The 24733-nt window shown below is 63.3% G+C and carries 26 protein-coding genes and 1 tRNA gene; 14 read left to right on the top strand and 13 right to left on the bottom strand.

What is annotated here, in order from left to right; genetic code table 11:
- Positions 1 to 120 precede the first annotated feature (120 nt).
- Together LB533_RS03905 and LB533_RS03910 are read left to right on the top strand one after the other, a co-directional pair.
- Positions 121 to 495: an avidin/streptavidin family protein gene (locus tag LB533_RS03905; protein WP_140639332.1), complete on the top strand. Its 375-nt coding sequence runs from the start codon at positions 121 to 123 to the stop codon at positions 493 to 495.
- A gap of 142 nt (positions 496 to 637) precedes the next feature.
- Positions 638 to 1291: a hypothetical protein gene (locus LB533_RS03910; RefSeq protein ID WP_140639331.1), complete on the top strand. Its 654-nt coding sequence runs from the start codon at positions 638 to 640 to the stop codon at positions 1289 to 1291.
- 102 nt (positions 1292 to 1393) lie between these two features.
- Here LB533_RS03910 and LB533_RS03915 read toward each other — a convergent pair.
- Together LB533_RS03915 and LB533_RS03920 are read right to left on the bottom strand one after the other, a co-directional pair.
- Positions 1394 to 1470 (bottom strand) — tRNA-Arg (locus LB533_RS03915).
- A gap of 227 nt (positions 1471 to 1697) precedes the next feature.
- The gene (locus LB533_RS03920; RefSeq protein WP_140639330.1) at positions 1698 to 3185 is read right to left on the bottom strand and encodes an ATP-binding protein; all 1488 of its coding nucleotides are present in this window, start codon (positions 3183 to 3185) and stop codon (positions 1698 to 1700) included.
- A gap of 290 nt (positions 3186 to 3475) precedes the next feature.
- On the opposite strand from LB533_RS03920, the gene rpmH reads away from it, so the two are divergent.
- Genes rpmH through yidC form a run of 3 tightly spaced genes read left to right on the top strand, consistent with a single transcriptional unit; the run spans position 3476 to position 5813 of the window.
- Positions 3476 to 3610, top strand: a complete 135-nt coding sequence (gene rpmH, locus LB533_RS03925; protein ID WP_008833937.1) for a 50S ribosomal protein L34 — start codon at positions 3476 to 3478, stop codon at positions 3608 to 3610.
- 14 nt (positions 3611 to 3624) lie between these two features.
- Positions 3625 to 3978, top strand: coding sequence for a ribonuclease P protein component (gene rnpA, locus LB533_RS03930; protein WP_140639329.1), 354 nt, complete (start codon positions 3625 to 3627; stop codon positions 3976 to 3978).
- A 14-nt stretch (positions 3979 to 3992) separates the two neighbouring features.
- Positions 3993 to 5813 carry a membrane protein insertase YidC gene (gene yidC / locus LB533_RS03935; protein WP_140639328.1) on the top strand — a complete coding sequence of 607 codons (1821 nt, stop codon included), beginning with the start codon at positions 3993 to 3995 and terminating at the stop codon, positions 5811 to 5813.
- A 301-nt stretch (positions 5814 to 6114) separates the two neighbouring features.
- On the opposite strand, the gene LB533_RS03940 is transcribed toward yidC, so the two are convergent.
- Genes LB533_RS03940 through LB533_RS03950 form a run of 3 tightly spaced genes read right to left on the bottom strand, consistent with a single transcriptional unit; the run spans position 6115 to position 9390 of the window.
- The gene (locus LB533_RS03940) at positions 6115 to 7656 is read right to left on the bottom strand and encodes a DHA2 family efflux MFS transporter permease subunit (protein WP_140639327.1); all 1542 of its coding nucleotides are present in this window, start codon (positions 7654 to 7656) and stop codon (positions 6115 to 6117) included.
- The gene (locus tag LB533_RS03945) at positions 7653 to 8933 is read right to left on the bottom strand and encodes an HlyD family secretion protein (protein WP_140639326.1); all 1281 of its coding nucleotides are present in this window, start codon (positions 8931 to 8933) and stop codon (positions 7653 to 7655) included. Before LB533_RS03945 ends, LB533_RS03940 begins: the two co-directional genes overlap by 4 nt.
- A complete protein-coding gene (locus LB533_RS03950) occupies positions 8926 to 9390 on the bottom strand; it encodes a MarR family winged helix-turn-helix transcriptional regulator (protein ID WP_140639572.1) in 465 nt (154 codons plus the stop codon). Before LB533_RS03950 ends, LB533_RS03945 begins: the two co-directional genes overlap by 8 nt.
- Positions 9391 to 9658: 268 nt before the next feature.
- On the opposite strand from LB533_RS03950, the gene LB533_RS03955 reads away from it, so the two are divergent.
- The 3 genes from LB533_RS03955 (at position 9659) to yihA (ending at position 11298) form a co-directional block, all read left to right on the top strand.
- Entirely contained in the window at positions 9659 to 9880 is a 222-nt protein-coding gene (locus tag LB533_RS03955) for a hypothetical protein (protein ID WP_224556387.1), read from the top strand.
- 123 nt (positions 9881 to 10003) lie between these two features.
- Positions 10004 to 10642 carry a CatB-related O-acetyltransferase gene (locus LB533_RS03960; protein WP_140639324.1) on the top strand — a complete coding sequence of 213 codons (639 nt, stop codon included), beginning with the start codon at positions 10004 to 10006 and terminating at the stop codon, positions 10640 to 10642.
- Positions 10639 to 11298 carry a ribosome biogenesis GTP-binding protein YihA/YsxC gene (yihA, locus tag LB533_RS03965; RefSeq protein WP_140639323.1) on the top strand — a complete coding sequence of 220 codons (660 nt, stop codon included), beginning with the start codon at positions 10639 to 10641 and terminating at the stop codon, positions 11296 to 11298. The genes LB533_RS03960 and yihA overlap by 4 nt, the downstream gene beginning before the upstream one ends.
- A 17-nt stretch (positions 11299 to 11315) precedes the next feature.
- Here yihA and LB533_RS03970 read toward each other — a convergent pair whose 3' ends face one another.
- Positions 11316 to 12050: a TetR/AcrR family transcriptional regulator gene (locus LB533_RS03970; RefSeq protein ID WP_140639322.1), complete on the bottom strand. Its 735-nt coding sequence runs from the start codon at positions 12048 to 12050 to the stop codon at positions 11316 to 11318.
- A 127-nt stretch (positions 12051 to 12177) separates the two neighbouring features.
- On the opposite strand from LB533_RS03970, the gene LB533_RS03975 reads away from it, so the two are divergent.
- Positions 12178 to 13362: an HlyD family secretion protein gene (locus tag LB533_RS03975; protein ID WP_140639321.1), complete on the top strand. Its 1185-nt coding sequence runs from the start codon at positions 12178 to 12180 to the stop codon at positions 13360 to 13362.
- 22 nt (positions 13363 to 13384) lie between these two features.
- The gene (locus LB533_RS03980; protein WP_140639320.1) at positions 13385 to 14977 is read left to right on the top strand and encodes a DHA2 family efflux MFS transporter permease subunit; all 1593 of its coding nucleotides are present in this window, start codon (positions 13385 to 13387) and stop codon (positions 14975 to 14977) included.
- A gap of 169 nt (positions 14978 to 15146) precedes the next feature.
- Here LB533_RS03980 and msrB read toward each other — a convergent pair whose 3' ends face one another.
- The 4 genes from msrB to LB533_RS04000 all read right to left on the bottom strand — a co-directional run bounded on the left by msrB (position 15147) and on the right by LB533_RS04000 (position 17865).
- Positions 15147 to 15650, bottom strand: a complete 504-nt coding sequence (gene msrB / locus LB533_RS03985; RefSeq protein WP_140639319.1) for a peptide-methionine (R)-S-oxide reductase MsrB — start codon at positions 15648 to 15650, stop codon at positions 15147 to 15149.
- A 198-nt stretch (positions 15651 to 15848) separates the two neighbouring features.
- Positions 15849 to 16406, bottom strand: a complete 558-nt coding sequence (locus LB533_RS03990) for a fasciclin domain-containing protein (RefSeq protein WP_140639318.1) — start codon at positions 16404 to 16406, stop codon at positions 15849 to 15851.
- Positions 16407 to 16630: 224 nt separating this feature from the next.
- Positions 16631 to 17329, bottom strand: a complete 699-nt coding sequence (locus LB533_RS03995; RefSeq protein WP_140639571.1) for an anti-sigma factor domain-containing protein — start codon at positions 17327 to 17329, stop codon at positions 16631 to 16633.
- Positions 17326 to 17865, bottom strand: coding sequence for a sigma-70 family RNA polymerase sigma factor (locus tag LB533_RS04000; RefSeq protein WP_140491478.1), 540 nt, complete (start codon positions 17863 to 17865; stop codon positions 17326 to 17328). Before LB533_RS04000 ends, LB533_RS03995 begins: the two co-directional genes overlap by 4 nt.
- Before the next feature lie 146 nt (positions 17866 to 18011).
- Between LB533_RS04000 and LB533_RS04005 the strand changes: the two genes are divergently transcribed.
- Positions 18012 to 19505, top strand: coding sequence for an amidase (locus tag LB533_RS04005; RefSeq protein WP_140639317.1), 1494 nt, complete (start codon positions 18012 to 18014; stop codon positions 19503 to 19505).
- 162 nt (positions 19506 to 19667) lie between these two features.
- The gene (gene argB / locus LB533_RS04010; RefSeq protein WP_140551636.1) at positions 19668 to 20561 is read left to right on the top strand and encodes an acetylglutamate kinase; all 894 of its coding nucleotides are present in this window, start codon (positions 19668 to 19670) and stop codon (positions 20559 to 20561) included.
- Positions 20562 to 20586: 25 nt separating this feature from the next.
- On the opposite strand, the gene LB533_RS04015 is transcribed toward argB, so the two are convergent.
- Together LB533_RS04015 and LB533_RS04020 are read right to left on the bottom strand one after the other, a co-directional pair.
- Positions 20587 to 21045: a RidA family protein gene (locus LB533_RS04015; protein WP_140559074.1), complete on the bottom strand. Its 459-nt coding sequence runs from the start codon at positions 21043 to 21045 to the stop codon at positions 20587 to 20589.
- 303 nt (positions 21046 to 21348) lie between these two features.
- A complete protein-coding gene (locus LB533_RS04020) occupies positions 21349 to 21825 on the bottom strand; it encodes an Lrp/AsnC family transcriptional regulator (RefSeq protein ID WP_140491470.1) in 477 nt (158 codons plus the stop codon).
- Between the two features lie 139 nt (positions 21826 to 21964).
- On the opposite strand from LB533_RS04020, the gene phhA reads away from it, so the two are divergent.
- A complete protein-coding gene (gene phhA / locus LB533_RS04025; protein ID WP_224676708.1) occupies positions 21965 to 22801 on the top strand; it encodes a phenylalanine 4-monooxygenase in 837 nt (278 codons plus the stop codon).
- A 164-nt stretch (positions 22802 to 22965) separates the two neighbouring features.
- On the opposite strand, the gene LB533_RS04030 is transcribed toward phhA, so the two are convergent.
- Positions 22966 to 23415 (bottom strand): Lrp/AsnC family transcriptional regulator, encoded by a 450-nt coding sequence (locus LB533_RS04030; RefSeq protein ID WP_224676709.1) that lies wholly within the window; start codon positions 23413 to 23415, stop codon positions 22966 to 22968.
- Positions 23416 to 23880: 465 nt separating this feature from the next.
- On the opposite strand from LB533_RS04030, the gene LB533_RS04035 reads away from it, so the two are divergent.
- A complete protein-coding gene (locus LB533_RS04035) occupies positions 23881 to 24645 on the top strand; it encodes a transporter substrate-binding domain-containing protein (RefSeq protein ID WP_224676761.1) in 765 nt (254 codons plus the stop codon).
- The last annotated feature ends 88 nt before the right edge of the window (positions 24646 to 24733 follow it).

Below are 24733 nucleotides of genomic sequence, written 5' to 3' on the forward strand. Positions count from 1 at the left end.
GCGCCGCACTTGGCCCGGCGACGGTTGCCCAGAGGTTGGCCTCGACGCCGAACGGCGCAGCCAGCCTCGGAACACGTGCGGGCCCTGCACGTTGACCCCGAACCGCTCGTGGAGTGCACCATGCCGGACTGGATCGGGACTTGGCGAAACCAATACGGCTCGACCGTCATCATCGAGGACGACGCGGAAGGCGTCATCCGCGGCACGTTCAGGACGGCGTTGGAAGACAGCAGTTTCTTTGGTCAGGAACTTCCGATCCATGGCGCTGCTTGTGGCGACGTAATCGGCTTCACGGCTGCGGGACAGGGCAAGGCCGGGCCTGCGGCAGTGAGCTACACCGGCATTCTGCGGGAAAGTAAGCTCGAGACGCTTTGGCATACCGTTGCAGGGCAGACCCTTACCGCATCGGCGGAAGGGGCGCCTGGCAGGATAGTCAGAGTTGGGGCATGGCGCGCCTTCGGGACCAGCCTGGATGTGTTCGAGCGCGTGGAATGACCCAGCCCCTCGGGCCGGCGTGGCTCCATGGGCGGCTATGGAAGGCCGCCAGGCCCGCATGGGATATGCGCGACTGAAGGCGGCTTGCCGATCCTGAGCGATTTCGGCAGCGCTGTGGTCGAGCCGACCGGAGGACGATGGGATGGCGGAAGAAGGCAACGACCCGCAGGTAGTCCTGCAGTGCATGACAACCGAGCACTTCGTGTTGCAGACCGCCCGCGCAGCCACGATTCAGGAGGCGAATCAGCGCGCCAATCTGTTCCTCACGTCAGTCTCAAGCGTAGCGATCGCCCTGTCATTCGTGGCGCAAGTCACGAAAATGGGTATGCCGTTCGTGCTGTTCAGCCTGATCTTGCTGCCCTGCGTTTTCTTTATCGGCCTGGTCACCTTCGTCCGCGCCGTGCAGGTTGCTGTCGAGGACATGGTGCACGCCCGTGGAATGGCACGGATCCGGCACTACTACGTTGAAGTCGCGCCCGCCATGCAAGGCTATCTCGTTCATTCCACGCACGACGATCGCTCGGCAGTGCTCGTGGACAAGGGGCTCAGCCCATCGCCGTTGCAGTATTTCATGACGACGGCCGGCATGGTGAGCGTGATCAGCAGCGCCATTGCAGGTGTCTTTACAGGCATAGCCGCCACAGCGGCAGCCGGCGCGGGAATGGCTCTCGGCGTGGCAGCCGGGATGCTCGCCTTCGCTGCAAGTGTGTTCGTGCTGCGCCGCTATCACCTACGGGCCTGGGCGGCGGCCGAGCAAAGACTGACGGTTCTTTTCCCAGGCACGCGCGGGGATTGACACTTTGCCAAGAAGCAGGGCCGCGGAGTTGCTCGCCCTTTTAGCAATCCAGTCTCAGCCGAAGAGTCAGGTATCTCAAGACTCGGCGTCTTGGTACCGAAATGGCGCGCCCGAAGAGATTCGAACTCCTGACCCCCAGATTCGTAGTCTGGTGCTCTATCCAGCTGAGCTACGGGCGCGCATCAGGTCATGCTTTCCATGACCCCGCGATCCGATCCTCGAGGACCGGCCGCGAATGTGTGCAGTTCCCTAGCGACTGAATTCGCGAAAAGCAAGCCGATCCGGCAAAAGTTTTGTCTTCGACGCGCCATCCGGTGAATCCGGCCGGAAATCCGGATTGTTCGAAGCGGCATTCAGGGCGAAGGGGGGCCGGACCGGTTTGCGGGGGAAACAGCGTCCGGGCCTGTCAGGCCGGGCGGCGCAGCCCGTTGCGGGCCTGGTCGAGCCGTACCGGCTGGTCGGGAATGGTGACGGCGAAGGTTGTGCGCCCGCCGATCGATTCGACCAGCTCCACCGTGCCGCCATGAGCGCGGATCAGTTCATGCGCGATCGCCAGGCCAAGGCCGGTGCCGCCGCTGCGCGCAGAGCCGCGGAACGCCGCGAACAGGTTCTCGCGCGCCTTAGGCGGCAGGCCGGGGCCGGTGTCGGTGACGACGATGCGGCTGACGCTGCCCATGCGCTCGGCCGAAACCGCCAGCCGGCGCACCACGGCGCTTTCCGTGTCCGCCGCCATCGCCTGCACGGCGTTGCGGCACAGATTGGTGAGCACGCGGAACAGCTGGTCGGAATCGGCATCCACCTCGAACGCCTTCTCGACCGCGTTGATGAACTCGATGCCTTCCTCGATGTCGAGCAGGCCGTGCACGTCCTCGACCAGCTGGCGCAGCCGCACGCGCCGGCGCGAAGGTGGCGGCTCCTGCGTGCGGCCGTAATGAAGCACGCCTTCCGAGTAGGAGACCGCACGGTCGAGCGCGCGCAGGAGCTTCGGTGCGAAGGCCTGCACGGTCGGGTCCTTGACCTGGCGCAGGCGGTCCGAAATGAGCTGCGCCGAGGCCAGGATGTTGCGCATGTCGTGGTTGATCTTCGACACGGCGAGGCCGAGATCGGCCAGGTGCTTCTGCTCGGTCAGCATCTTCTGCAGCCGCTCCTGCATCTGCGACAGCTCGCGCTCGGCCACCCCGATCTCATCGGCGCGTGCGGCGGGATGAATGATCCGGCTGGGGTCGTCGGGGGCCTGCGAGAAGGACAGCATGGAGCGCGTCATGTTGCGGATCGGGCCGATCATGATCAGGTCGATCGCGGCATAGACCAGCATCGCCGTGAACAGCGAGATCAGCAGCGAGACGAAGGCGACGTTGCGCGAATAGATGAGCATGGCCTTGCGAAGGCTGTAGTCCGGCATGATCAGCTCGAACTCCTTGTCGCTGTCGCCGACCGGCCCGAAGACGCGCAGCATCCGGTTGCCGCCGAAAAACAGCGTGTCGAGCGCGCCGGTCATGCCCTTGACCATGCCGACGCTGGCGAGGTCGATGTGCTCGTCGACCTGCGGCGGCATGTCGGCCACCACAAGCAGCCGCGACACGCCGCCGTCGCGCACCGCGATCGCCTTCGCACCGATCGCCATAAGCACGTCGTTCTGCGCCGTGCGCGAAAGCGAGGTCGGTTCGCCCTGCACCAGCACGATCGATACGGCCGCGGCGGTGCTCAGCCGCTCCTTGAGCCAGGCCAGCCGGTAGCTGGCGATCCAGGGCAGGAAAATGAGCACCTCGGCCAAAAGCACGAAAACGATGGTCAACAGCAGCAGTTTCGTCGACAGGCCGCGCGACAAGGGGACGGTGCGGACGGCGGCTGGCGCTGGTCCTGTCCCTTCCTCGGCGTGCGTGGTTTCGCTCATGCGGTCCTGTCTTCACAATCGCTTGATCAGCCCAGATTAGGCGATTGCGGCTTTTTTGCCAATTTCCCCCTTGGTCGGAGAGATATAATTGCCGCCGAGGTGCGCATCCCAGACCCGGCGGCCCCGGCCCCGGCACCGGATTGACTTCCAAAACCCTTCTTTCTATAAGCCCGCTCACGCTCGGGCCATTCGTCCCGGCGCGGTTTCGATCGCGCCAAAGCCGGCCCGGCAAAGCTCCTGTTACAGAGTGACAGAATCAAGAAGGGCCGCACCCCGCGGTATTAAAACAAATGAAGCGTACCTACCAACCGTCCAAACTTGTCCGCAAACGCCGGCACGGTTTCCGTGCCCGCATGGCCACCAAGGGTGGTCGCGGCGTCGTCGCAGCTCGCCGTAACCGCGGCCGCAAGCGGCTCAGCGCCTGAGCGAGACAAGATCGTTGCCCGCAACCGGCAAGCCAGTGGGACAAAATCCCAAGCGGCTTCTGAAACGCGCGGAATTCCTGGCCGTCCGCCGTGGTGAAAGACGCCGTGGGCGGTTTTTCCTCGTCGAGGTCCTCGACCGCGGCGATGGCGGCGCGCCGCGCGTCGGCTACACCGTCACCAAGAAGGTGGGCAACGCGGTCGTGCGCAACCGCGTCAGGCGGCGGCTGAAAGAGGCCGTGCGCACCCATGCGGCCGATGACATGATGCCCGGCAATGATTATGTCATCGTCGGGCGCGATGATGCGCTCCGCGCCCCGTTCGGCCAGTTGAAAGCCGAACTCTCCCGCCGACTTCGCGGAACACGATAGGCCAAGGGCTCTCGATGGAAAACAACCGGAACTTCTTCATCACCATCGCGCTATCGGTGCTGATCCTGACCCTGTGGCAGGTTTTCTACATGAACCCGCGCGTCGAGCAGCAGCGCGAGGCGGCGCGCGTCGAGCAGCAGCGCGTGGAAGAGCAGAAGAAGGCGGCGGAGACAGCCAATCCGGGCGCGGCAACGCCAGCGCCGGCCGGCACCGCTCCCGGTGCCATCCCCAACGCGCCCGGCGGCGACACCGTCACCGCGGCCAGCCGCGACCAGGCGCTTGCGGCTTCGAAGCGCGTCAAGATCGACACGCCGAGCCTGGAAGGCTCGATCAACCTGACCGGCGCGCGCCTCGACGACCTCAAGCTCAAGCACTACACCGAAACCGTCGACAAGAATTCGCCCGAGATCGAACTGCTCAACCCGCAGGCGCTGCCCACAGGCTATTTTGCCGAGATCGGCTTCGTCGGCAACGACAAGACGGGCACGGTACCGGGCGCGGATACGGTGTGGAACGTCGAAGGCAATCCGACGCTGACCCCGTCGACGCCAGTAACGCTCACCTACACCAACGACAAGGGCCTGACTTTCAAGCGCACCTTCTCCGTCGACAATGACTACATGTTCACGGTCTCGGACACGGTGCAGAATTCCGGCTCAAGCGCCGTCTCTCTGTTCAATTACGGCCGCGTCACCCGCTACGACAAGCCGGCAGTCGCCAGCACCTACGTGCTGCATGAAGGCCTGATTGGCTTCACCGGTGCGGAAGGCCTGCAGGAACACAAATACGCGTCCATCGAGAAGGACAAGGAAGTCAAGCCGGGCAAGTCGACGGACGGCTGGCTTGGCATTACCGACAAATACTGGGCGGTGACGGTGGTGCCGAGCGAGAAGCAGCCGTTCCAGCCGCGCTTCGGCTATTTCGTGGACGGCCGCCACCGCTACCAGTCCGACTTCCTCACCGACCCGATCAATGTCGAGGCCGGCCAGTCGGCGACCGTCGAGACCGAGGTCTTCGCCGGCGCCAAGGAAGTCGCCAAGATCAATGCCTATGCCGAAGACCGCCACATCAAGCGGTTCGACCTGCTGATCGACTGGGGTTGGTTCCACTTCATCACCAAGCCGATGTTCTGGCTCATCGACACGCTCTACAAATTCCTCGGCAATTTCGGTCTGGCGATCCTCGCCACCACCGTCATCGTCAAGGCCATCTTCTTCCCGCTCGCCAACAAGTCCTACGCGTCGATGGCGAACATGAAGAAGGTGCAGCCCAAGATGCTCGAGATCCGCGAGAAATACGCGGACGACAAGATGAAGCAGCAGCAGGCGATGATGGAGCTGTATAAGACCGAGAAGATCAATCCGCTCGCCGGCTGCTGGCCGGTGGCATTGCAGATCCCGGTCTTCTTCTCGCTCTACAAGGTGCTCTACATCACCATCGAGATGCGCCATGCGCCATTCTTCGGCTGGATCCAGGATCTGGCCGCGCCCGATCCGACGTCGATCTTCAACCTGTTCGGCCTCGTTCCGATCACGCTTCCGCACATGCTGATGATCGGCGTCTGGCCGCTGATCATGGGCGTCACCATGTTCCTGCAGATGCGCATGAACCCGACGCCGCCGGATCCGACGCAGGCCGCGATCTTCACCTGGATGCCCGTCATCTTCACCTTCATGATGGCTGGTTTCCCGGCAGGCCTGGTCATCTACTGGGCCTGGAACAACACGCTGTCGATCCTCCAGCAAGGCGTGATCATGAAGCGCCAGGGCGCCAAGATCGAATTGTGGGACAATCTGATGGCGCTGTTCCGCAAAAAACCCTCGCCGGCGGAATAAAAGGCGCCGGCTCCGGATTTCGAAAAAAACCCCGGCTCGTTGAACTCGTCCGGGGTTTTTTGTTCGGGCAGAGATATGCCGGGCATTGATCGCAGCTTTTCTCAAAAGCCGCCCCAACGCCGCGACGGCTTCCAGTGCAACGAGGCCGATGTCAGGCAGGCGTCCGGCAAACCGCGATTCGCGCTGCTTTGCTGGACCGGTTCATTCAACTGATGGAACGGTGGCGGACCAGCCGTGGCCCGCCCTTTCCAGAGAGCCGCTGCGGCTTGCACTCAATCGAGACCCGATCGCGCTCGAACGGTCATTCCATGACGGCGCTGTGGTCGATCTTGGCCGGCGTTGCCGGCTTGCGCAGCAGGAGCACCAGCGGGATGGCGGCCAGCGACAGGATCATCATCAGCTTGAAATCATTCATGTAGCCGATGATGGTCGCCTGCAGCGTCACCACGCCGTCGAGCGCGGCGCGGCCGGCGGCCGTATAGGGGTTCATCGCTTGCGCGATCGCCGGATCGCTGAACGCCTGGTTGAAGGGCGTCACATAGGTGGCGATGTTGGCATGGTTGATCTGCACGTTCTGCGTCAGCAGCGCGGTGACGACGGATATGCCGACGCTGGAGCCGATGTTTCGCGACAGGTTGTACAGGCCGGTGCCTTCCGCGCGCCGCTCCGGCGCCAGCGTGGCGAAGGTGATGGTGGTCAGCGGCACGAACAGGAAGCCGAGTCCCGCACCCTGGATGAAGCCGGTGCTGATGATCGTCCATTGCGAGACGTCAGGCGTCCAGCCGGTCATGTCGTACATCGCCCAGGCGGTGACCAGCAGGCCGGTCAACAGCAGCCAGCGTGTATCGACCTTGCCGACCAGCTTGCCGACCAGGAACATGCAGGCCATGGTGCCGAGCCCGCGCGGCCCCATGACGATGCCGGCCGTCACCACGGGATAGCCCATCAGCGTCTGCAGATAGGGCGTCATCAGGGCCAGCGAGGCCAGGTAGGTGATGCCGATGATGAAGATGAAGACCATGCCGACGGCGAAATTCCTGTCCAGGAAGAGCCTGGGGTTCACGAAGCTGCTGCGGGCGGTGAAGGTGTGGACGAGGAAGATGTAGAAGGCCGAGGCGCAGATCAGCGCTTCAACAATGATCTCGGAGGAGGAGAACCAGTTGAGCTGTTCGCCGCGGTCGAGGAACATCTGGAGCGCCGCGATGGTGATGCTGAGCATGCCGAAGCCCAGCCAGTCCAGCCTCGCCTTGAGATCCGTTTTCGTCTCCTGGACGAACATGGACACGCCGGCGAAGGCCAGGGCGCCGATCGGCACGTTGATGTAGAACACCCAGCGCCAGCTGACGTTCTCGGTCAGCCAGCCGCCGATGACCGGCCCGAGCACCGGCCCGACCATCACCGATACGCCGAACAGCGCCATGGCCGAGCCGCGCTCTTCCACACTATAGATATCGAGCAGGATGCTCTGTGACAGCGGCACCAGGGCCGCGCCGAAAAGGCCCTGCAGCAGGCGGAAGCCGACGATCTGCGGCAGCGACTGCGCGAAGCCGCAAAGCACCGAGGCAACCACGAAGCCGGTGATGGAGATCAAGAGGATGCGTTTGCGGCCGAACCGGTTGGCAAGGTAGCCCGAAGGCGGCGTCATCACGGCAGCCGCGACGATATAAGAGGTGAGCACCCAATTGATCTGGTCGGCGCTCGCCGAAACGCTCCCCTGGATATAGGGCAGCGCCACATTGGCGATGGTGGTGTCCAGCGCCTGCATGATGACCGCCAGGATCACGCAGGCGGTGATGGCGCCGCGATTGGCGACCACCGGCGTGGCGCCTGCCGCGAGGGTCATGATTTCTGCTCGACCCGGTGGATGAGGTTGGTGACGAAGTCGGGCAGGCCGCGCGCATGACCGGTGTCGACGTCGACGACCACGCTCATCCCGCCCCTGAGCGGTGGCTTGCCTTGCGGATCATCGATCGTGACCCGCATCGGGATGCGCTGCACGACCTTGACCCAGTTGCCCGTGGTGTTCTGCGCCGGCAGCAGCGAGAAGCTCGACGACGATGCGGGGCTGATCGAGGCGATGGTCCCGTGCCAGACGGCGCCCGGATAGGTGTCGACGCTGATCGTCGCCGTCTGTCCTGGCCTGACATAGGTCAGTTCGGTTTCCTTGGGCTCGGCCGCGATCCACAGATCGGTCGCCGAGACCAGGCTGAACGCCGGCTGCGAAGCGGGCAGGTACTTGCCGATCTGCAGCGCGTCGACATTGGTGACGATGCCGTCGAACGGCGCTTTGACTATGGAATCGGCGAGATTGCGCTGGGCGTCGTCCACCGCCGACCGGGCCTGCAGGTAGAACGGGTTCTTCTCGACCGGCTGGTTGGCGTCGCCGCCAAGCTGGGCAAGTGTGGCCTGTGCCTGCGCCTTGGCGACGGACACTTTCTGGCGGGCGGCGATGAGGTCGTGCTGGGCGCTGTCGAACGTCGCCTTGGAGGCGGTGGAGGTCTTGAGCAGATCCTGCTGGCGCTGGAAAGCGGCCTCGTAATAGGGGATGTCGGCCTCGGCCTGCTCGATCTGCACCAGCGACTGCTGATAGCTCGCCTGCAACGTCAGCACCTGGTTGCGCACGGTCCCGAGCTGGGCCTGGGCGGCGGCGAGAGCGGTTTCGAAGGAGGCGGGCCGCAGGCGAAACAGCACCTGGCCCTTCTTCACCATCTCGTTCTCGTGGACGTCTATCTCCTGCACAGTGCCGGAGACGTCGGTGGAAACGCCGAGCGACTGGGCTTGGATATAGGCATTGTCGGTCGTCATGGTCTGGCCGCCGACGACGTAATAATAGCCGCCGACCGCCAGCGCCACGGGGAGCAAGGCAAACAGGACCGGCCGCGTCAGGCTGCGCCTGGGCTTGGCCGGCGCCGCGGCGACCTTGGCCGCCTGCGGCTCCTTGGACGGAGCCTCGAGCGCCGCCGGCTCCAGAGCGACCGGCGTTTCCAGCTCGTCATTGTCGATGATGGGATTGGCCCGCCTCTGTTCGCGCTCGCTGTCCAGCCGGATGATCTGGTCTGTGGTCCGGCCGGCGGAAGGCTCTGCTTCGGCAGGTTTCTTGGGCGAGATTGGTTCAGCCATGTAGTTTCTCCCGGTCAACGGCTGGCTGCGTGCAAGCCGCGAGCAGATTGGATTTGATCAAGCAGAGGGTTTGCAGCAGTTGCTGCTGTCTTTCAGGCGAAAGGCCGGCGAAGGCTTCGTCTCGTGTTTTCTGGCCGTTGCTGCGCATCACTTCGATCAGCTGGCGGGCCTGCGGGGTCAGATAAAGCAGCCAGGCCCTGCGGTCGGAGGGGTTGGGCCTGCGTTCGATGAAGCCGCGCGCTTCCATCTTGTCGAGCAGCCGGGCGAGCGTGATCGGCACGATCTCGATGAGGTCGGCGAGCTTGTTCTGGTGAATGCCTTCATGCAGCGAAAGATAAGCCAGGACCTGCCACTGGGCCGGGGTCAGCCCCGACACGCGCGAACGCTGCTCGAACCGTTTTCTGAGCAGGCGCGCAACATCGTGCAGCACGAAGCTGATATTAGGCGGCGTGGGCATGGGAGGGATCAGGTCGGCGAGCAACTTTTCGTGAGCATGCTTATTATCATCATGCACATAATCCTGCTGGACGCTTTGCGCAAGACCGAGTAAGCCCCGGCTTGGAAAAATCGCATGGGCCACGGCATGAAAAGGCCGCCTGGCGATGTTGAATTCGCCGGCAAGGATTTCGATGATGAATTGGATCAGGGTCGCGGCGGTCACTGCTCTCTTAGGGTATCCGGGCGCGGCGACTGCAAAGGAGGCGGTCAGCTGCGGCGGCGCTGCCATGCTGGGCGGAGCGCAGCTCAATTGCAGCCATGTCGAGGCCGAGGCGCCGCCCCAGTTCTGCACCTATAGCTGGGCTCTGCACACGCCGGCCGGCGACCGGAAGATCGTTGAAGGCAGTTTCGCGCTGCCGCCCCGCGCTTCGAACGTCACTATCTACCAGGGCAGCGGCTTCGACAGCGCGCTGTCCAATCCGATCGTGATCTGCCGCGGCAGCAATTGAGCCCGGCAGCTCGAGAAGGCTCGCGCATCGGCCGTTTGGTGCTATAGGCGGATCACGCTATTTTGACCGGGCGCATGCGAAGCTCAACGTCGCCGCATCGGCCAATCCTTGACGGACCTCGACATGACCGGACCCAATCCCGACATCAAGCACCCGATCCCGATGCACACGCGCGTCGGCTTCCTCAAGGCGCTGGTGAGCGCGCCCAACGTCGAGATCGGCGACTTCACCTATTATGACGATCCGGAAGGGCCGGACAAATTCGCCGAGAAATGCGTGCTGCACCACTATCCCTTCATCGGCGACAGGCTGATCATCGGCAAGTTCTGCGCCATCGCCGAAGGTGCCCGCTTCATCATGAACGGCGCCAACCACGCCATGTCCGGTTTTTCGACCTACCCGTTCAACATTTTCGGCCATGGCTGGGAAAAGGGTTTCGACCCCGTCACATGGTCGAAGGAGGTGCGCGGCGACACGGTGGTCGGCAACGATGTCTGGATCGGCATGGAGGCAGTGATCCTGCCGGGGGTGCAAATCGGCCATGGCGCCATCGTCGCGGCGAAGTCCGTGGTCACGCACGACGTGCGGCCCTATGCCATCGTCGCCGGCAATGCGGCCAAGGTCGTCAAGATGCGTTTCGACGACAGGACGATCCGGCGGCTGCTGGCGGTGGCATGGTGGGATTGGCCGGTGGACAAGATCAGCCGCAACCTCGATGCCATCAGGGGCGCCGATATTTCTCTTCTGGAGACAGCAGCTTGAACGCTCAATACAGCACCACGATCGGCGCGGACCTGTTTACCCGCGGGTGGATATTCATTCGCGGTGTGCCCGCCATGAAATTCCTGCCGCCGGAAGGGCCGCCGGAAATCGCCTTTGCCGGCCGTTCCAACGTCGGCAAGTCGTCGCTGATCAACGCTCTGGTCAACCAGAAGGGCCTGGCGCGCACCTCCAACACGCCGGGGCGCACGCAGGAACTCAATTATTTCGTGCCGGACGGATATTCGGGGGAGGGCGCCGACCTGCCGCCAATGGCATTGGTCGACATGCCGGGCTACGGCTATGCCACCGCGCCCAAGGAAAAGGTCGACGATTGGACGAAGCTGGTCTTCGACTATCTCAAGGGCCGCGTCACGCTGAAGCGGGTTTATGTGCTGATCGACGCCCGCCACGGCATCAAGGCCAAGGACGACGAGGTGCTGTCGCTGCTCGACAAGGCGGCGGTTTCGTACCAGATCGTGCTGACCAAGACCGACAAGATCAAGGCCGCCGGCGTGCCGCGGCTGATTGAGGAGACGCTTGCCAAGATCAAGAAGCGACCGGCTGCGTTTCCTTTCGTGCTGGCGACGTCATCGGAAAAGGCCGAGGGCCTGGAGGAGCTGCGCGCCGCGATCGTGCTCGCGGCCAATGGCGGTTAGCGGCACAAAAAGCCGGGTTAAGCCTTCGCCTCCAGGGCGATCATCTTGTGGCTTTCCTCCGCGGCAAGCATTTCGGTGCCATAGGCCTTCAGGAACATGTCGACGCCCGACCTGACGATATGGTCGATTTCGTCCTGGTTCGGAGCCTTGGCGCGATAGGCGAAGATGCACTGCCGGAAAAGACCGGCCAGGCACAGTTCTGTGAATTGATAGGCGGCAAGGTCGACATCGTCGATCTTGAGCAGGCCACGGTCGATGGCGGCGTTGAGGAAGGTCACGACCTTGTCGTGGCCGCGTTTGGGACCGCGTTCGTAAAACCGCGCGCCCATGTCGGGTATCCTGTCGGAGGCGCCGATCACCGTGCGCTGCGCCTGGATGACCTTGGCCGAGGTGATCTTCATGGACAGGACCTTGCCGAATTTCACCAACGTCTCGCGCAGGTCGTCGGCACGGTCGAGCACGTCATACATGTTCTTGAAGATAGTGCCGCGCTCTTCCTCGATCAGCGCCTCGAACAGCTCTTCCTTGTTGGCGAAGTAGACATAGATGGTGCCTTTCGACACGCCGGCTTCCCGCGTGATGTCGTTCATCGAGGCCGCCTCGAAGCCCTTGTCGATAAAGACCCGGCGGGCGCCATCGATGATCTGGCTGCGCTTGACCGGATCCTGTCCGGCTGCCGGGCGGCCGCGACGCAAGCTGTCCAGCAGGTCGCCGCAATTGTCGTTTTCGACGTCGGGCGTTGTGTCGGCCATTAAAGTCACACCTCGAAAATAATTCGAACCAAGCGGTTCGATTGCCTCTTGATATGGTCCTCTTTAGGCGCTATGTCAACGGCCGGATCGAACCGAACGGTTCAGTATTATAACTTAGAGAGATGTCATGTCCTCGAACGCGCCGTCCACCGCCGAAGTCCGTCCTTTCCCCAACGCCAAGGTTGCTCCGGCGACGGAAGCACCGGAAGTTCCCGTCCAGCCAGTCGCCGCGCCACCTCCGGCGGAAACTCCGGCGAAGAAGAAGCGTTCCGTGCGCTCTCTCCTGCTGCCGATCATCGGCGTCGCCCTGCTCGGCGCCGGCGCCTGGTACGGCTACGATTACTGGACCACCGGCCGTTTCATGATTTCGACCGACGACGCCTATGTCCAGGCCGACATGGCTTTCATTTCGCCCAAGATCTCCGGCTATGTCGATCAGGTCAAGGTCAGCGAGAACCAGCAGGTCAAGGCCGGCGATCCGCTGCTGACGGTCGATGACGGTGATTACAAAATAGCGGTCGCCCAGGCCGAGGCGCAGATCGCCACGCTGGCCAGGACGCTCGATCGCATCGATGCGCAGACCAAGGCGGCGCAGGCCTCCTTGCAGCAGGCGCAGGCCGCTAAGACCGCCGACCAGGCCGCGGCGGCCAATGCCGCGCGCGCCCAGCAGCGCGCCGCGCAACTGCTCAAGACCCATGTCGGTACGCAGGCGCAACTCGACGACGCCCAAACGGCGCTCGACCAGGCCAACGCCGCTCTCGTCGGCGCCGACGCGCAGATCGCAGCAGCACAAGCCAATATCGGCGTGCTGGAGGCGCAGCGTGCTGAATCGGCAAGCACGCTGGCGTCCTTGCAGCTCAGCCGCGACAAGGCCGCGCGCGACTTGTCCTTCACGGTGCTCAAGGCGCCCTATGACGGCGTCGTCGGCAACCGTTCCGTCGAGCAGGGCGACCTCGTCAGCCCCGGCCAGAAGCTCGCCGTCATCGTGCCGATGAACAAGCTCTACGTCGTTGCCAACTTCAAGGAGACCCAGCTTGCCCGGCTGGTGCCCGGCGAAAAGGTCAGGATTTCGGTCGACGCCATCGACGGCGAGCCCATCGAGGGCACCGTCTCGTCGCTGGCGCCGGCCTCGGGTGCCGTGTTCTCGCTGCTGCCGCCGGAAAACGCCACCGGCAACTTCACCAAGGTGGTGCAGCGCGTCCCGGTCCGCATCGACGTGCCGGCCGATGCTCTGAAGAGCGGCAGGCTGCGCGCCGGCTTGAGCGTCGTTGTCGCCGTCGACAGCCGCACCGCGCCGGCCGCGACCAACTGAGCGCGCTCCTGGGAGCAACGCCATGGCCACCGCAACCCTGACCGCAGGAGCGCCGCCGGCGAGGCCGGCTGTGCCTGACACCATCTCGACGCGGCGCGTCATAGCCTTCCTGGCGATGGTGTTCGGCATGTTCATGGCCATCCTGGACATCCAGATCGTCTCGGCCTCGTTGGCTGAGATCCAGGCTGGCCTGAGCGCCAGTTCCGACGAGATCCCCTGGGTGCAGACGGCCTATCTGATCGCCGAGGTGGTCATGATCCCCCTGTCCGGCTTTCTCAGCCGGATGCTGTCGACGCGCGTTCTGTTCACAATTTCGGCGGCCGGTTTTACCGCCGCCAGCGCGCTCGCTGCGACCGCCACCAACATCGACCAGATGATCGTCTATCGCGCCGTCCAGGGCTTTATCGGCGGCGGCATGATCCCCAGCGTCTTCGCGGCCGCCTTCACCATCTTCCCGCCGTCGCGCCGTGCCGTCGTGTCGCCGATGATCGGCCTGGTGGCCACCCTGGCGCCGACAATCGGCCCAACCGTCGGCGGCTATATCAGCCACGCAATGTCCTGGCACTGGCTGTTCCTCGTCAATGTCGTGCCCGGCATCCTGGTGACGACGGCGGCTTGGTCGCTGATCGACTTCGACAAGCCCAACCTCAAGCTGTTCTCGAAGTTCGACTGGTGGGGCCTTGCCGGCATGGCGGCGTTCCTCGGCTGCATGGAATATGTGCTCGAGGAAGGCCCGAACAATGATTGGCTGCAGGATCAGGCGGTGTTCATCTGCGCCGTCGTCATGACCTTCGGTGCGGTGCTGTTCTTCTGGCGGGTATTCACCGCCGAGGAGCCGATCGTCGATCTCAAGGCGTTCAGCAATATCAACTTCGCCTTCGGCTCGCTGTTCTCCTTCGTCATCGGCATCGGCCTCTACGGTCTCACCTATCTCTACCCCGTGTTCCTCGGACGCATTCGCGGCTACGATTCGATGATGATCGGCGAGGCGCTGTTCGTCAGCGGCCTGGCGATGTTCTTCACCGCGCCGGTCTCGGGCATCCTGTCGAACAAGATGGACCCGCGCCTGATGATGATGATCGGCTTCTTCGGCTTTGCCACCGGAACATGGTGGATGACGCACCTGACCGCCGACTGGGATTTCTACGAGCTGCTCATCCCGCAGATCCTGCGCGGCTGTTCGATGATGCTGTGCATGGTGCCGATCAACAACATCGCGCTCGGCACGCTGCCGCCCGAGCGGCTGAAGAATGCATCGGGCCTGTTCAACCTGACCCGTAATCTCGGCGGTGCCGTCGGCCTCGCCCTGATCAACACGGTGCTGATCGACCGTAATGCCTTCCATTATGCAAGGCTCTCCGAGCACGTGCAGTGGGGAAGTGCGGCCGCGCAGCAGAAGCTTCAGAACATGACGCTCAATTTCGAGCAGACCGCCGGGCTGGATGCGGCCAGCGCGGCGATCTCGAAATTGTCGGGCATGGTCCAGCAGCAGGCGGCGCTGCTGTCCTTCATGGACGTGTTCTACATGCTGACGGTGCTGTTCGCGACGCTTGGCCTATTCACCATGATGATCCGCAAACCGGTGGCCGCCGGCGGTGGTGGCGGCGGGCACTGACACCAGGGCAATACCGGGGAGAAACGGTTTGCGTCCGGAATCGCGCTGAAAGCAAGGAAACACGGGCAGCCGTTTCGGGAAGCTCCTCCAGTCCACGCCCGAAATGACTGACCGCTAAAAAACTCCGGGTCGCAAGCCCGGAGTTTTTTCATATCGCGGCCGCATGGTCTCAGGCTGTGGCGGGCTTGAAGCTCAGCGCCACGCCGTTGATGCAGTGACGCAGCCCGGTCGGCGGCGGGCCGTCGTCGAAGACATGGCCCAGATGGCCGCCGCAGCGGCGGCAATGGACTTCGGTGCGAGTCATGCCGAGCGACCGGTCCTGCGTCTTGCCGACGGCATTGGCGATCTCCTGCCAGAAACTCGGCCAGCCGGTGCCGGAATCGAACTTCGTCTCGGAGGAGTAAACCGGCAGGTCGCAGCCGGCGCAGGCGAAGACGCCCTTGCGGTGCTCGTTGAGCAATGGGCTGGTGCCGGGATATTCGGTGCCTTCCTTGCGCAGCACGTCAAAGGCCGCGGGAGACAGGATCGCGCGCCATTCGGCATCGGTCTTGGTGACTTCGAAGGTCTCCGCCGCACGTGCATCCTGCGATCCGCCCATGCGCAGCAGAGATGCCGTGCCGGCGATCACGCCGATGGCGGCGGCGCCGCTCAAGAGAAAGTCGCGACGGTTCATGGCCAATCCTCCTGCTGTCTGTTTGCCACATTCAACGCTCGGCTGAAAATCAAAAGCCGTTGAGGGCCGAACGTTACCCGCACCAGCCTCCTGGATGGAGCCACAGTGCGAAGCGGACGCCTGCCGGCGCAACGCGTGTACGAAGCCGCGCACCGGCAGGAGAGCCTTGCTGCCTGTTCGCCGGCAGCGAGCCGTATGTTACATCTTCGGCAAAAGAACCTTGTCGATGACGTGGATGACGCCATTGGATTGCCTGACGTCGGCAATCGTCACATGGGCGACATTGCCGTTCTCGTCCGTGACGGTGACCTTGCCCTTGTCGGCCTTGAGCGTCAGCTCGCAGCCGCCGGCGGTCTTGACCACATGCGCGCCGCCATCGGCCTTGGCCATCTTGGCGACGTCGGCGGCCATCGCTTTCGCCGCGATCACATGGCACGTCAGGATCTGGGTCAGCTTGTCCTTGTTCTCGGGCTTGAGCAGCGTTTCGACCGTGCCGGCCGGAAGTGCTGCAAAGGCCTCGTTTGTGGGAGCGAAGACGGTGAAGGGCCCGGCACCCTGCAGCGTGTCGACCAGGCCCGCTGCCTTGACGGCAGCGACCAGCGTCGTGTGGTCCTTCGAATTGACGGCGTTCTCGATGATGTTCTTCTTGGCGTACATGGGTGCGCCCCCGACCATCGGATTGGCGGCATAGGCGATGGTGCCGAGCGCTGGGAGGCCGATCGTACCGGCGAGCAAAAGGGTGGCGAGTTTACGCATGATGTAAGTCTCCTCGGGTTGTTTTTTCCCCATCATTGGGAACGCGAGGAGATACGGACCATGAAAAACTTAGTTTCGCTTTCTATGAAAGAAATATTTTCTTCCGAATGAGGTCCAGTGATTTCGGCAGATAGGCTGATCCAACCGCGGGAATTTGGTCCGCGGTTATCCATGCAAAAATAGACTTCACTATTTTGTAAGTTGACGGTCCGGGCGGGGAGCCATCAGATGCCCTTCAGGTCGCCCGCCGCGACCACCGGTCCCGTCGGCTGGCCGGTCGGCGAACCGCCTGAAGGCTCGAGGCTGACCGCCAGCACGGCGCCTTGCGCAAGTTTCTGCTGCACGGCCGGCGAAACCGTCACATGCGCAGCCTTCCCGGCCGGGATGACGCCCATCGAAACCGGCGCGTTCTTGCCCGCGATCACCCACAGTTCGAAGTCCTTGCCGGAGGCCCGCTCACCCGAAACGTGTGAAAGGCCGACTTCATGATGCGCCGCGTCATAGACGACGAGGTATCTGACGTCGCTGCCTTCGGCGGCCAGCGAGGCGACAAGCTGTGGTTGTTGGAGCGGCGGGTTGATGAAAGGCAAGGCGATGTAGACCGCCAGCGCCGCGATGGCGGCGGCGGCAAGGCCGCGCCAGAAGGCGAGGCTCGACCATAGGCCGGCGCGAGGCTGCGAGGCGAACAGCCGGCGATCGATCGCCTCCTTGACCCTGATCGGAGGTTCTGTCCCGGGATAGTCGACGGCCAAGGGCGAAAAATGGGCCTCCCAGGCATCGACAAGCCGAGCGAATGCGGCGTCGCCATCGATGCGGCGGGACGCGATCTGGCGTTCTTCCGCTGTCAGGACGCCAAGAACGTATTCGGCGGCGAACAGGTCGTCGCCTCCATGTTCCGGTCCGTCATCGTCCGCCAGCGTCATCTTTCCAGACACTCTCTGAGCTTCAGCAGGCTGCGCCGCAGCCAGGTTCGCATCGTGTTCAGCGGCACGCCATGGCGCTCCGCCAGTTCGGCATAGCTCTCGCCGTTCAGATAGGCGCCCCGGACAGCCGCTGCCCGGCCCTTTTCCAATTCCTCGAGACAATGGTAGATGCGCTCGGACTCGCCACCTGCCACGGTCATGGCCTCCGGTCCCGGCGCCGGATCGGCCACATCGAGCGCGGCATCGATATAGGCAGCAGGTTCCCGCCGCGCCCTGATACGATCGATCGCATGGTTGCGCGCGATGGCCACCAGCCAGGAAATCGGGCTTAGATCCGAGACGGCGAAACGGTCCGCCTTCGTCCATATCTTGACGAAGACCTCCTGAAGCGCCTCTTCGGCGTCTCCCCGGTCCTTCAATACACGAAGGCAGACACCGAAAAGTTTCGCGCTGGTCTGCCGGTACAGCAGATCGAACGAAGCCCGGTCCTTCATCGAAGTTCGGACAATCAGATTGCTGATCTCCTGTGGCGTCATGTCGGCAAATTAGGGGATTGCGATGTATTTGCAACGACGCAAGTTTCCGTGCACCCAAAGCTTTCCGCGCCGCGCCGCACTCGTTCCATCGCTCGATTGCCAACGGATTGGCCGCTGGTTACCTTGCCTGGATCGGGGGAGCGCGCATGTCGGTCGAACGGGTGCTGTGGGAAGAAGACGCCACCGGCCTTGCCACGTTGGTGCGCAAGGGCGAGGTTTCGCCGGTCGAACTGGTCGACGCGGCGATCGTGCGCGCCGAGGCCAGCCGGCCTGAAATCAATGCCACGGCCGAGACACTCTACGATGCGGCGCGCAGCCGGGCGAAGGGCATCGATCGTTCCCTACCGCTGGCCGGCGTGCCCTTCGCCATCAAGGATCTCGGCATCGCCATCAAGGGCGTGCCGTCGCATGGCGGCAGCCGCATCCCCGCCTGGGTGCCCGAGGTCAGTTCGGTGCTGACCGAACGCTATCTCGCCGCCGGGCTGATACCCATCGTCACCTCGACATCGCCCGAACACGGGCTGCGGCTGATGACCGAATCAAAAGCCTTCGGCATCACCCGCAATCCCTGGAACACCGGCCACACCAGCGGCGGCTCGTCCGGCGGCGCTGCGGCACTGGTCGCCGCCGGCGTCGTGCCGGTGGCGCATGCCTCCGATGGCGGCGGCTCGATCCGCGTGCCTTCTGCCTGCACCGGGCTGGTCGGCCTCAAGACCTCGCGCGGCCGTGTCCCGCTGTCGCCATTGGTGAGCGAAAGCTGGTACGGCATGGTGGTCGACCATGCCGTCACCCGCTCGGTGCGCGATTGCGCCATGCTGCTTGACCTCACCCATGGCCCCGACCCGCTCGCGCCCTATGCCGCGTCGCCGCCGAAGGGTGCGTTCGCCGCGGCTGCCGCGCGCGATCCCGGCAAGCTCAAGCTCGCAATGTACCGGAACTCTCCGCTCGGGCTGCCGATTTCGGCCGAGACACTGAAAGCGCTCGATACCGCGGTGGCGCTCGCGCGCGAGGGCGGCCACAGCGTCGAGGAAATCGATTTGCCCTCCATCGGTCGCGACTTCTTCGCAGATTTCTGCAGAACGGTTGCCTCGGCTGTCGCAGGCATGTTGCGGGCCGAGGCGGTGCGCATCGGCCGCACCGTCACCGGCGACATCGAGCGCGCGACGCGGGTGCTCGGCCGATTGGGCGAAATGGTCTCGGCCGGCGAGACCTATGCAGGCTTGCAGCGGCTGCATGCCGCCTCGCGGCAACTGATTGCGGAGACGGCGCGTTACGACGCCGTGCTGATGCCTGTTATCGCCCACCCGCCGCTCGCTTGCGGCGCGATGGACCCGAAGGGCGCCGACGAGCTCATCGAGAACATGCTCGACAAGCTTCGCCTCACGGCGCTGCTCAGGATCGAACCGCTGTTCGGCCAGCTGATGGACAAGAGCCTGTGGTTCACCCACTGGCCGGCGATCCAGAATGTCAGCGGCCAGCCCTCCATCGCGATGCCCATCCACGTCACCGAAGCCGGCCTGCCGCTCGGCATCCAGGCCGCGGGCCGGCCCGGTGACGAGGAGACGCTTTTGTCCCTGGCCGCGCAGATGGAGAAGATATCCGGTTGGCTGGGCCGCAGGGCGCCGCTTATGGTGCCTTAAGCGATGACGAGGTCGTGAGCCGCCCGAATATGACAGCAAAGCCGTTTGCGGCCCGCGGCAATTCCCGCTAAGACGCCGCCGTCTTTACCTGATGCATGTCGCCCAAAAATGCGATTTTGGGACAACGGCAGGCATGAAATCAAAAACCAGGGAACCACGCCGATGACGGACATTGCCGCCACCGCCGAAATGCAGGCCGCCCTGCTGTCGCGGGCGCTGCCCTACATGCAGCGCTACGAGAACAAGACGGTGGTGGTGAAATATGGCGGCCACGCCATGGGCGACAGCGAACTCGGCAAAGCCTTCGCGCGCGACATCGCGCTGTTGAAACAGTCCGGCGTCAACCCGATCGTCGTCCATGGCGGCGGGCCGCAGATCGGCGCCATGCTCAACAAGATGGGCATTGAATCCAAATTCGAAGGCGGCCTGCGCGTCACCGACCAGAAGACGGTCGAGATCGTCGAGATGGTGCTGGCGGGCTCGATCAACAAGGAGATCGTCGCGCTCATCAACGCCGAGGGCGAATGGGCGATCGGCCTGTGCGGCAAGGACGGCAACATGGTCTTCGCCGAAAAGGCGCGCAAGACCATGATCGATCCGGACTCCAACATCGAGCGCGTGCTCGATCTCGGCTTCGTCGGCGAGCCGGTCGAGGTCGACCGCACCCTGCTCGACCTTTTGGCGCGCTCCGAGATGATCCCGGTATTGGCGCCGGTGGCGCCCGGCCGCGACGGACACACCTACAACATCAATGCCGATACCTTCGCCGGCGCCATCGCCGGCGCCTGCAAGGCCTCGCGTCTTCTGTTCCTCACCGATGTGCCGGGCGTGCTCGACAAGAACAAGAAGCTGATCGACGAGCTGACGGTCGCCGAGGCCAGGGCGCTGATCAAGGACGGCACGGTATCGGGCGGCATGATCCCGAAGGTCGAGACCTGCATCGAGGCGATCGAGCGCGGCGTCGAAGGCGTCGTCATCCTCAACGGCAAGACGCCGCATTCGGTGCTGCTCGAACTGTTCACCGAGCATGGCGCCGGCACGCTGATCGTGCCCTGATAATTGTGGGCTGCCGCGCCGGGCGCTAGTCCGGCAGAGCGGCGATCGCCACGATCTCGATGACGAGATCGGGATGCGCAAGTGCGGCAACCCCGATTACCTCCGAGGGCGGCGGATTGTTGTAGCTGCAGTGCTTCGGGCAGTGCGCGGCGAAGAATTCGTCCATGACGTCCAGCCGGAAATTGGGCGAACTCAGAACGCCGCCGTCCGGAAACGGTCCTTTGACATATTGGGTGATCTTGACGAGATGCTCGAGCGAACTGCCAAGCTCCTCCAGGTCCGATTTGATGGTCGTCAAAATGGAGCGCCATTGCGTCGCCGCGTCCCCGACGGCGCCACCTTTGCCCGTCGACGGGTCGTAATCTTCGGCCGTGCCCGTATTGCCGGCGAGAAAGACATAGCCCCTGGCGCCGCTGACGACGGTGCCTTTTCCCCAAGGCATCAGCCGGCCCTCTTTCATCTTTTTATGGGTGACAAGCTCCATCGCTCCCTCCTGCCGGACACCCTCCGCTTCCAGGAAATAGCGCACAGCCTGACAACGGCCAGCGTGAATAAGTCAGGCGCGGTGCGAATGCATGGCCGCGAGCACGGCAGGTTTCCGTGCCGTCCGTTCGAACATCATCGATTGCTCTTGCGCGTCCTGCGGCGCCCCGGAAATCGGCCAGCGTCGGGCCATCTTCACCCGGCCGTGGCGCGTCAGAATCCCCAGACTCGTGGAACCAGACCCGCCGCCGCATCTGCGTATGGCGGACCTCTTCATGGATGATCCGCCATGCTGCCGGCGCCATCACCGCCGCAGATGCCCGAGCGGCACGTGGCCGGGTCCCTTGATGTTCTGCAGCACGAGTTGCGTGTGCACGTCGCGCACACCGTCGAGCCGCATCAGCCGGTGCATGACGAAGGCATTAAGTTCGTCGACCGACGGCACCATCACGTGCAGCAGGAAGTCGTGGTCGCCGGTCATCGTCCAGCAGGATGATACCTCGTCCATGCGCTGGACCGCGGCGATGAAGCTCTCGGGCGAACCGTCGCTGTGGCTGACCAGCCGCACCTGGATGAACACCTCGACCGTCAGGCCGACGGCACGTCGGCTGAGCACGGCGGCAAAGCCCTTGATGATGCCGGCCTCCTGCAGCGCCTCGAAGCGCCGCGCGCAAGGTGTCGTCGACAGGCCGATCTCCTGCGCCAGCTCCGAGACCGGCTTGCGTCCGTCGCGCTGGAGGATATCGAGCATCTTGATCTCGAAATCGTCGAATTGAGGCATTTTCACTCCGCTATGGCACATTCCGAGTGGATGTTATCCAAAAGTCCTCATTCCGGCCATCACCAAAACCGATTTGCCTCCGCAAATCCGGTTAGCTTTGGGTAGAATCCGGAATTCAAGAGTGGCGAGGAGAAAAACCATGAGGACGATGAGCGTTGCCGAATATGCCCGCGACTGCGCGGCTCAAGGGCTGCGCGGCGATTACTCGGTCTGCCGTGCCGATTTCACCGTGGCGCAGGCCTATGACTACAGCGCCGAGGAACAGGCGGTGTGGCGCACACTGTGCGACCGCCAGACGAAACTAACGCGCAAGCTCGCCCATCATTCCTATCTCGACGGCGTCGACAAGCTCGGCCTGCTCGACCGCATCCCGGACTTCGACGAAGTCAGTGCCAAGTTGCGCAAGCTGACTGGTTGGGAGATCGTCGCCGTGCCAGGGCTCATCCCGGCCGCGCCCTTCTTCGACCATCTCGCCAGCCGTCGTTTCCCCGTCACCAACTGGCTGCGGACGCAGCAGGAGCTCGACTACATCGTCGAACCCGACATGTTCCATGATTTCTTCGGCCATGTGCCGGTGCTGTCGCAGCCGGTCTTCGCCGACTTCATGCAGATGTATGGCCAGAAGGCCGGCGACATCATCGCGCTGGGCGGCGACGAAATGATCAGCCGGCTCTACTGGTACACGGCCGAATACGGCCTCATGCAGGAGAGTGGTCAGCCGCTGAAGGCCTTCGGCGCCGGTCTGATGTCATCCTTCACGGAGTTGCAGTTCGCGGTCGAAAGCAAGGATGCGCACCATGCGCCTTTCGACCTGGAAACGGTGATGCGTACGGGCTACGAAATCGACAAGTTCCAGCGCGTCTATTTCGTGCTGCCGTCCTTCGACGCGCTGCGCGACACATTCCAGACCGCCGATTTCGCGGCGATCGTCGCTCGCCGCATGGGCGAGCCCGCACTCGACCCGGCGACTGTCTAGGGCAATCCAGGAAAAGTGTGCACGGTTTTCCCAGGAAAAGCGCGTAGCGCTTTCCCTTAGGAATTGCGCAAAAACAAAGAGATAGAGCAATTCACCGTCCCATGGAACGCTGAATTGCTCTAGCCGGATTTGGATGGGCAGGGGCGAGCGAAACCTCGCCCTTCCTATAGTGCGGCATAGATGTTGCGGTTGAACTTCGTCTCCATCACCACATGCGAAGCGGTTTTGACGATGCCGCCGATTTCATTCAGCGCGTTCACTTCCCGGTTCAGCTTCTCGAGCGTCTCGGCCGCGACATGGATGATCAGGTCCCACTCGCCGGTTATGGCGTAGACGGCCTGGATCGAAGCCATCGCCTTGATCTTTCTGGAGACGTCCGGGTAGCTCTTGTTGTTCAGGGCGGCGAAGGTGAAACAGTGGACGGAATTCTGAGCCGCCTCCCTGGTCAGCCGCACCGCGTAGCCTTCGATGACGCCGCCCGCCTCGAGCTTTTGTATGCGCTCCTGCAAGGCAGTCCGGGATACGCCGAGCTGACGCGCCAGTGATGCGACCGGCTCACGCGCGTTCTTCTGCATCAGCGCGAGCAGCTGGCGATCTTTTTCGGTCAATTCCACAATCAATCCTCTCCTTCGATCCGCCCCGGAACCGTCAATCCCTCGGCGCGATCCTATCGGCTGAAGCACCTCCGCGACAATCCTGAGGAACCGCCGGTGCAGGCTGCGCAAGGCGGAAATATCCGGCATTTTGCCGCCTCACGGCACGCAATGACTGCATGGCTGCCATTATCCGGCATTTCGCCGGGTGGAACCCTGCTTTTCGCGACATGAGTGTCAACTGTCACAAACGCCAGTCCATGAGGGGGAACAGCTTCGGCTGCGATGGACGCAAATCGACACCGAGCCGCGTTGGACTTGCATCCGCAAGCCGAACGCCGCGGAGACGTCGCGGTCGCGACAACCACTGGTGCCCGACGCAGGCACAAATCATTTCAGCTGCATCCATAAGGGAGGATAACCTTGAAAAAACTGCTCGATTTCGCCATTCTTGCCGCCGCGACATTCGCGATCACGACGGCGGCCATGGCCGGAGAAACTTTGGATCGCGTCACGTCGAAGAAGGCGATGGTCGTCGCCACCAACGCCGCCTGGCCGCCGCAAAGCTTTCTCAATGACAGCAACGAGCTCGCCGGCTTCGACATCGACGTCTCGCGCGAGATCGGCAAACGGCTGGGGGTCGAGGTCTCGTTCGAAACCCCCGACTGGGCGACGCTGACCGGCGGCCGCTGGCAAGGGCGCTACGACCTCGGCGTCGGCTCGGTCACGCCGACCAAGGCTCGTTCCAAGGTGATCGATTTTGTCGGCATCTATTACTATAGCCCCTATGTCTACGTCGTGCACAAGGACAGCACCGCGAAGTCGGTCGCCGATCTCAACGGCAAGGTGATCGGCGTCGAGACGGCCACCACCTCGGAGGATTTCATCCGCCGCAAGCTTGAGATCGACGCGCCCGGCCTGCCTCCCGTCGAATACAAGCTGGAGCCAGGCGAGATACGCACCTTCGCCGATTCCATGCTTCCCTTCGATGACCTGCGGCTCGGCGACGGTGTTCGCCTGAATGCCGTGATCGCGCCGGAGCAGACGGCGCAGAACGCCATCAAGAACGGCTATCCCGTGAAGATACTCGAAGGGGAATATGCCTTCCGCGAACCGCTCGTGGTCATTGCCGAGAAGAACGATTCCGAGTGGACCGCAAAGGTTTCGGGCATCATCGCCGAGCTGAAGAAGGACGGCACGCTCGCCGCACTGACCACGAAATGGTACGGCAAGGACTACAGCGCCAAATGACGTTGGATCGCTCGCCGGCCGCCGCTCGGCTGCTGGCGGGCATCACGCGTCAGATGCCGGAGCGGTGAAGCGTTGAAACAATCGCCAC

Origin of the sequence: Mesorhizobium sp. BR1-1-13, assembly GCF_020165515.1 — a bacterium.
GTDB lineage: Bacteria > Pseudomonadota > Alphaproteobacteria > Rhizobiales > Rhizobiaceae > Mesorhizobium.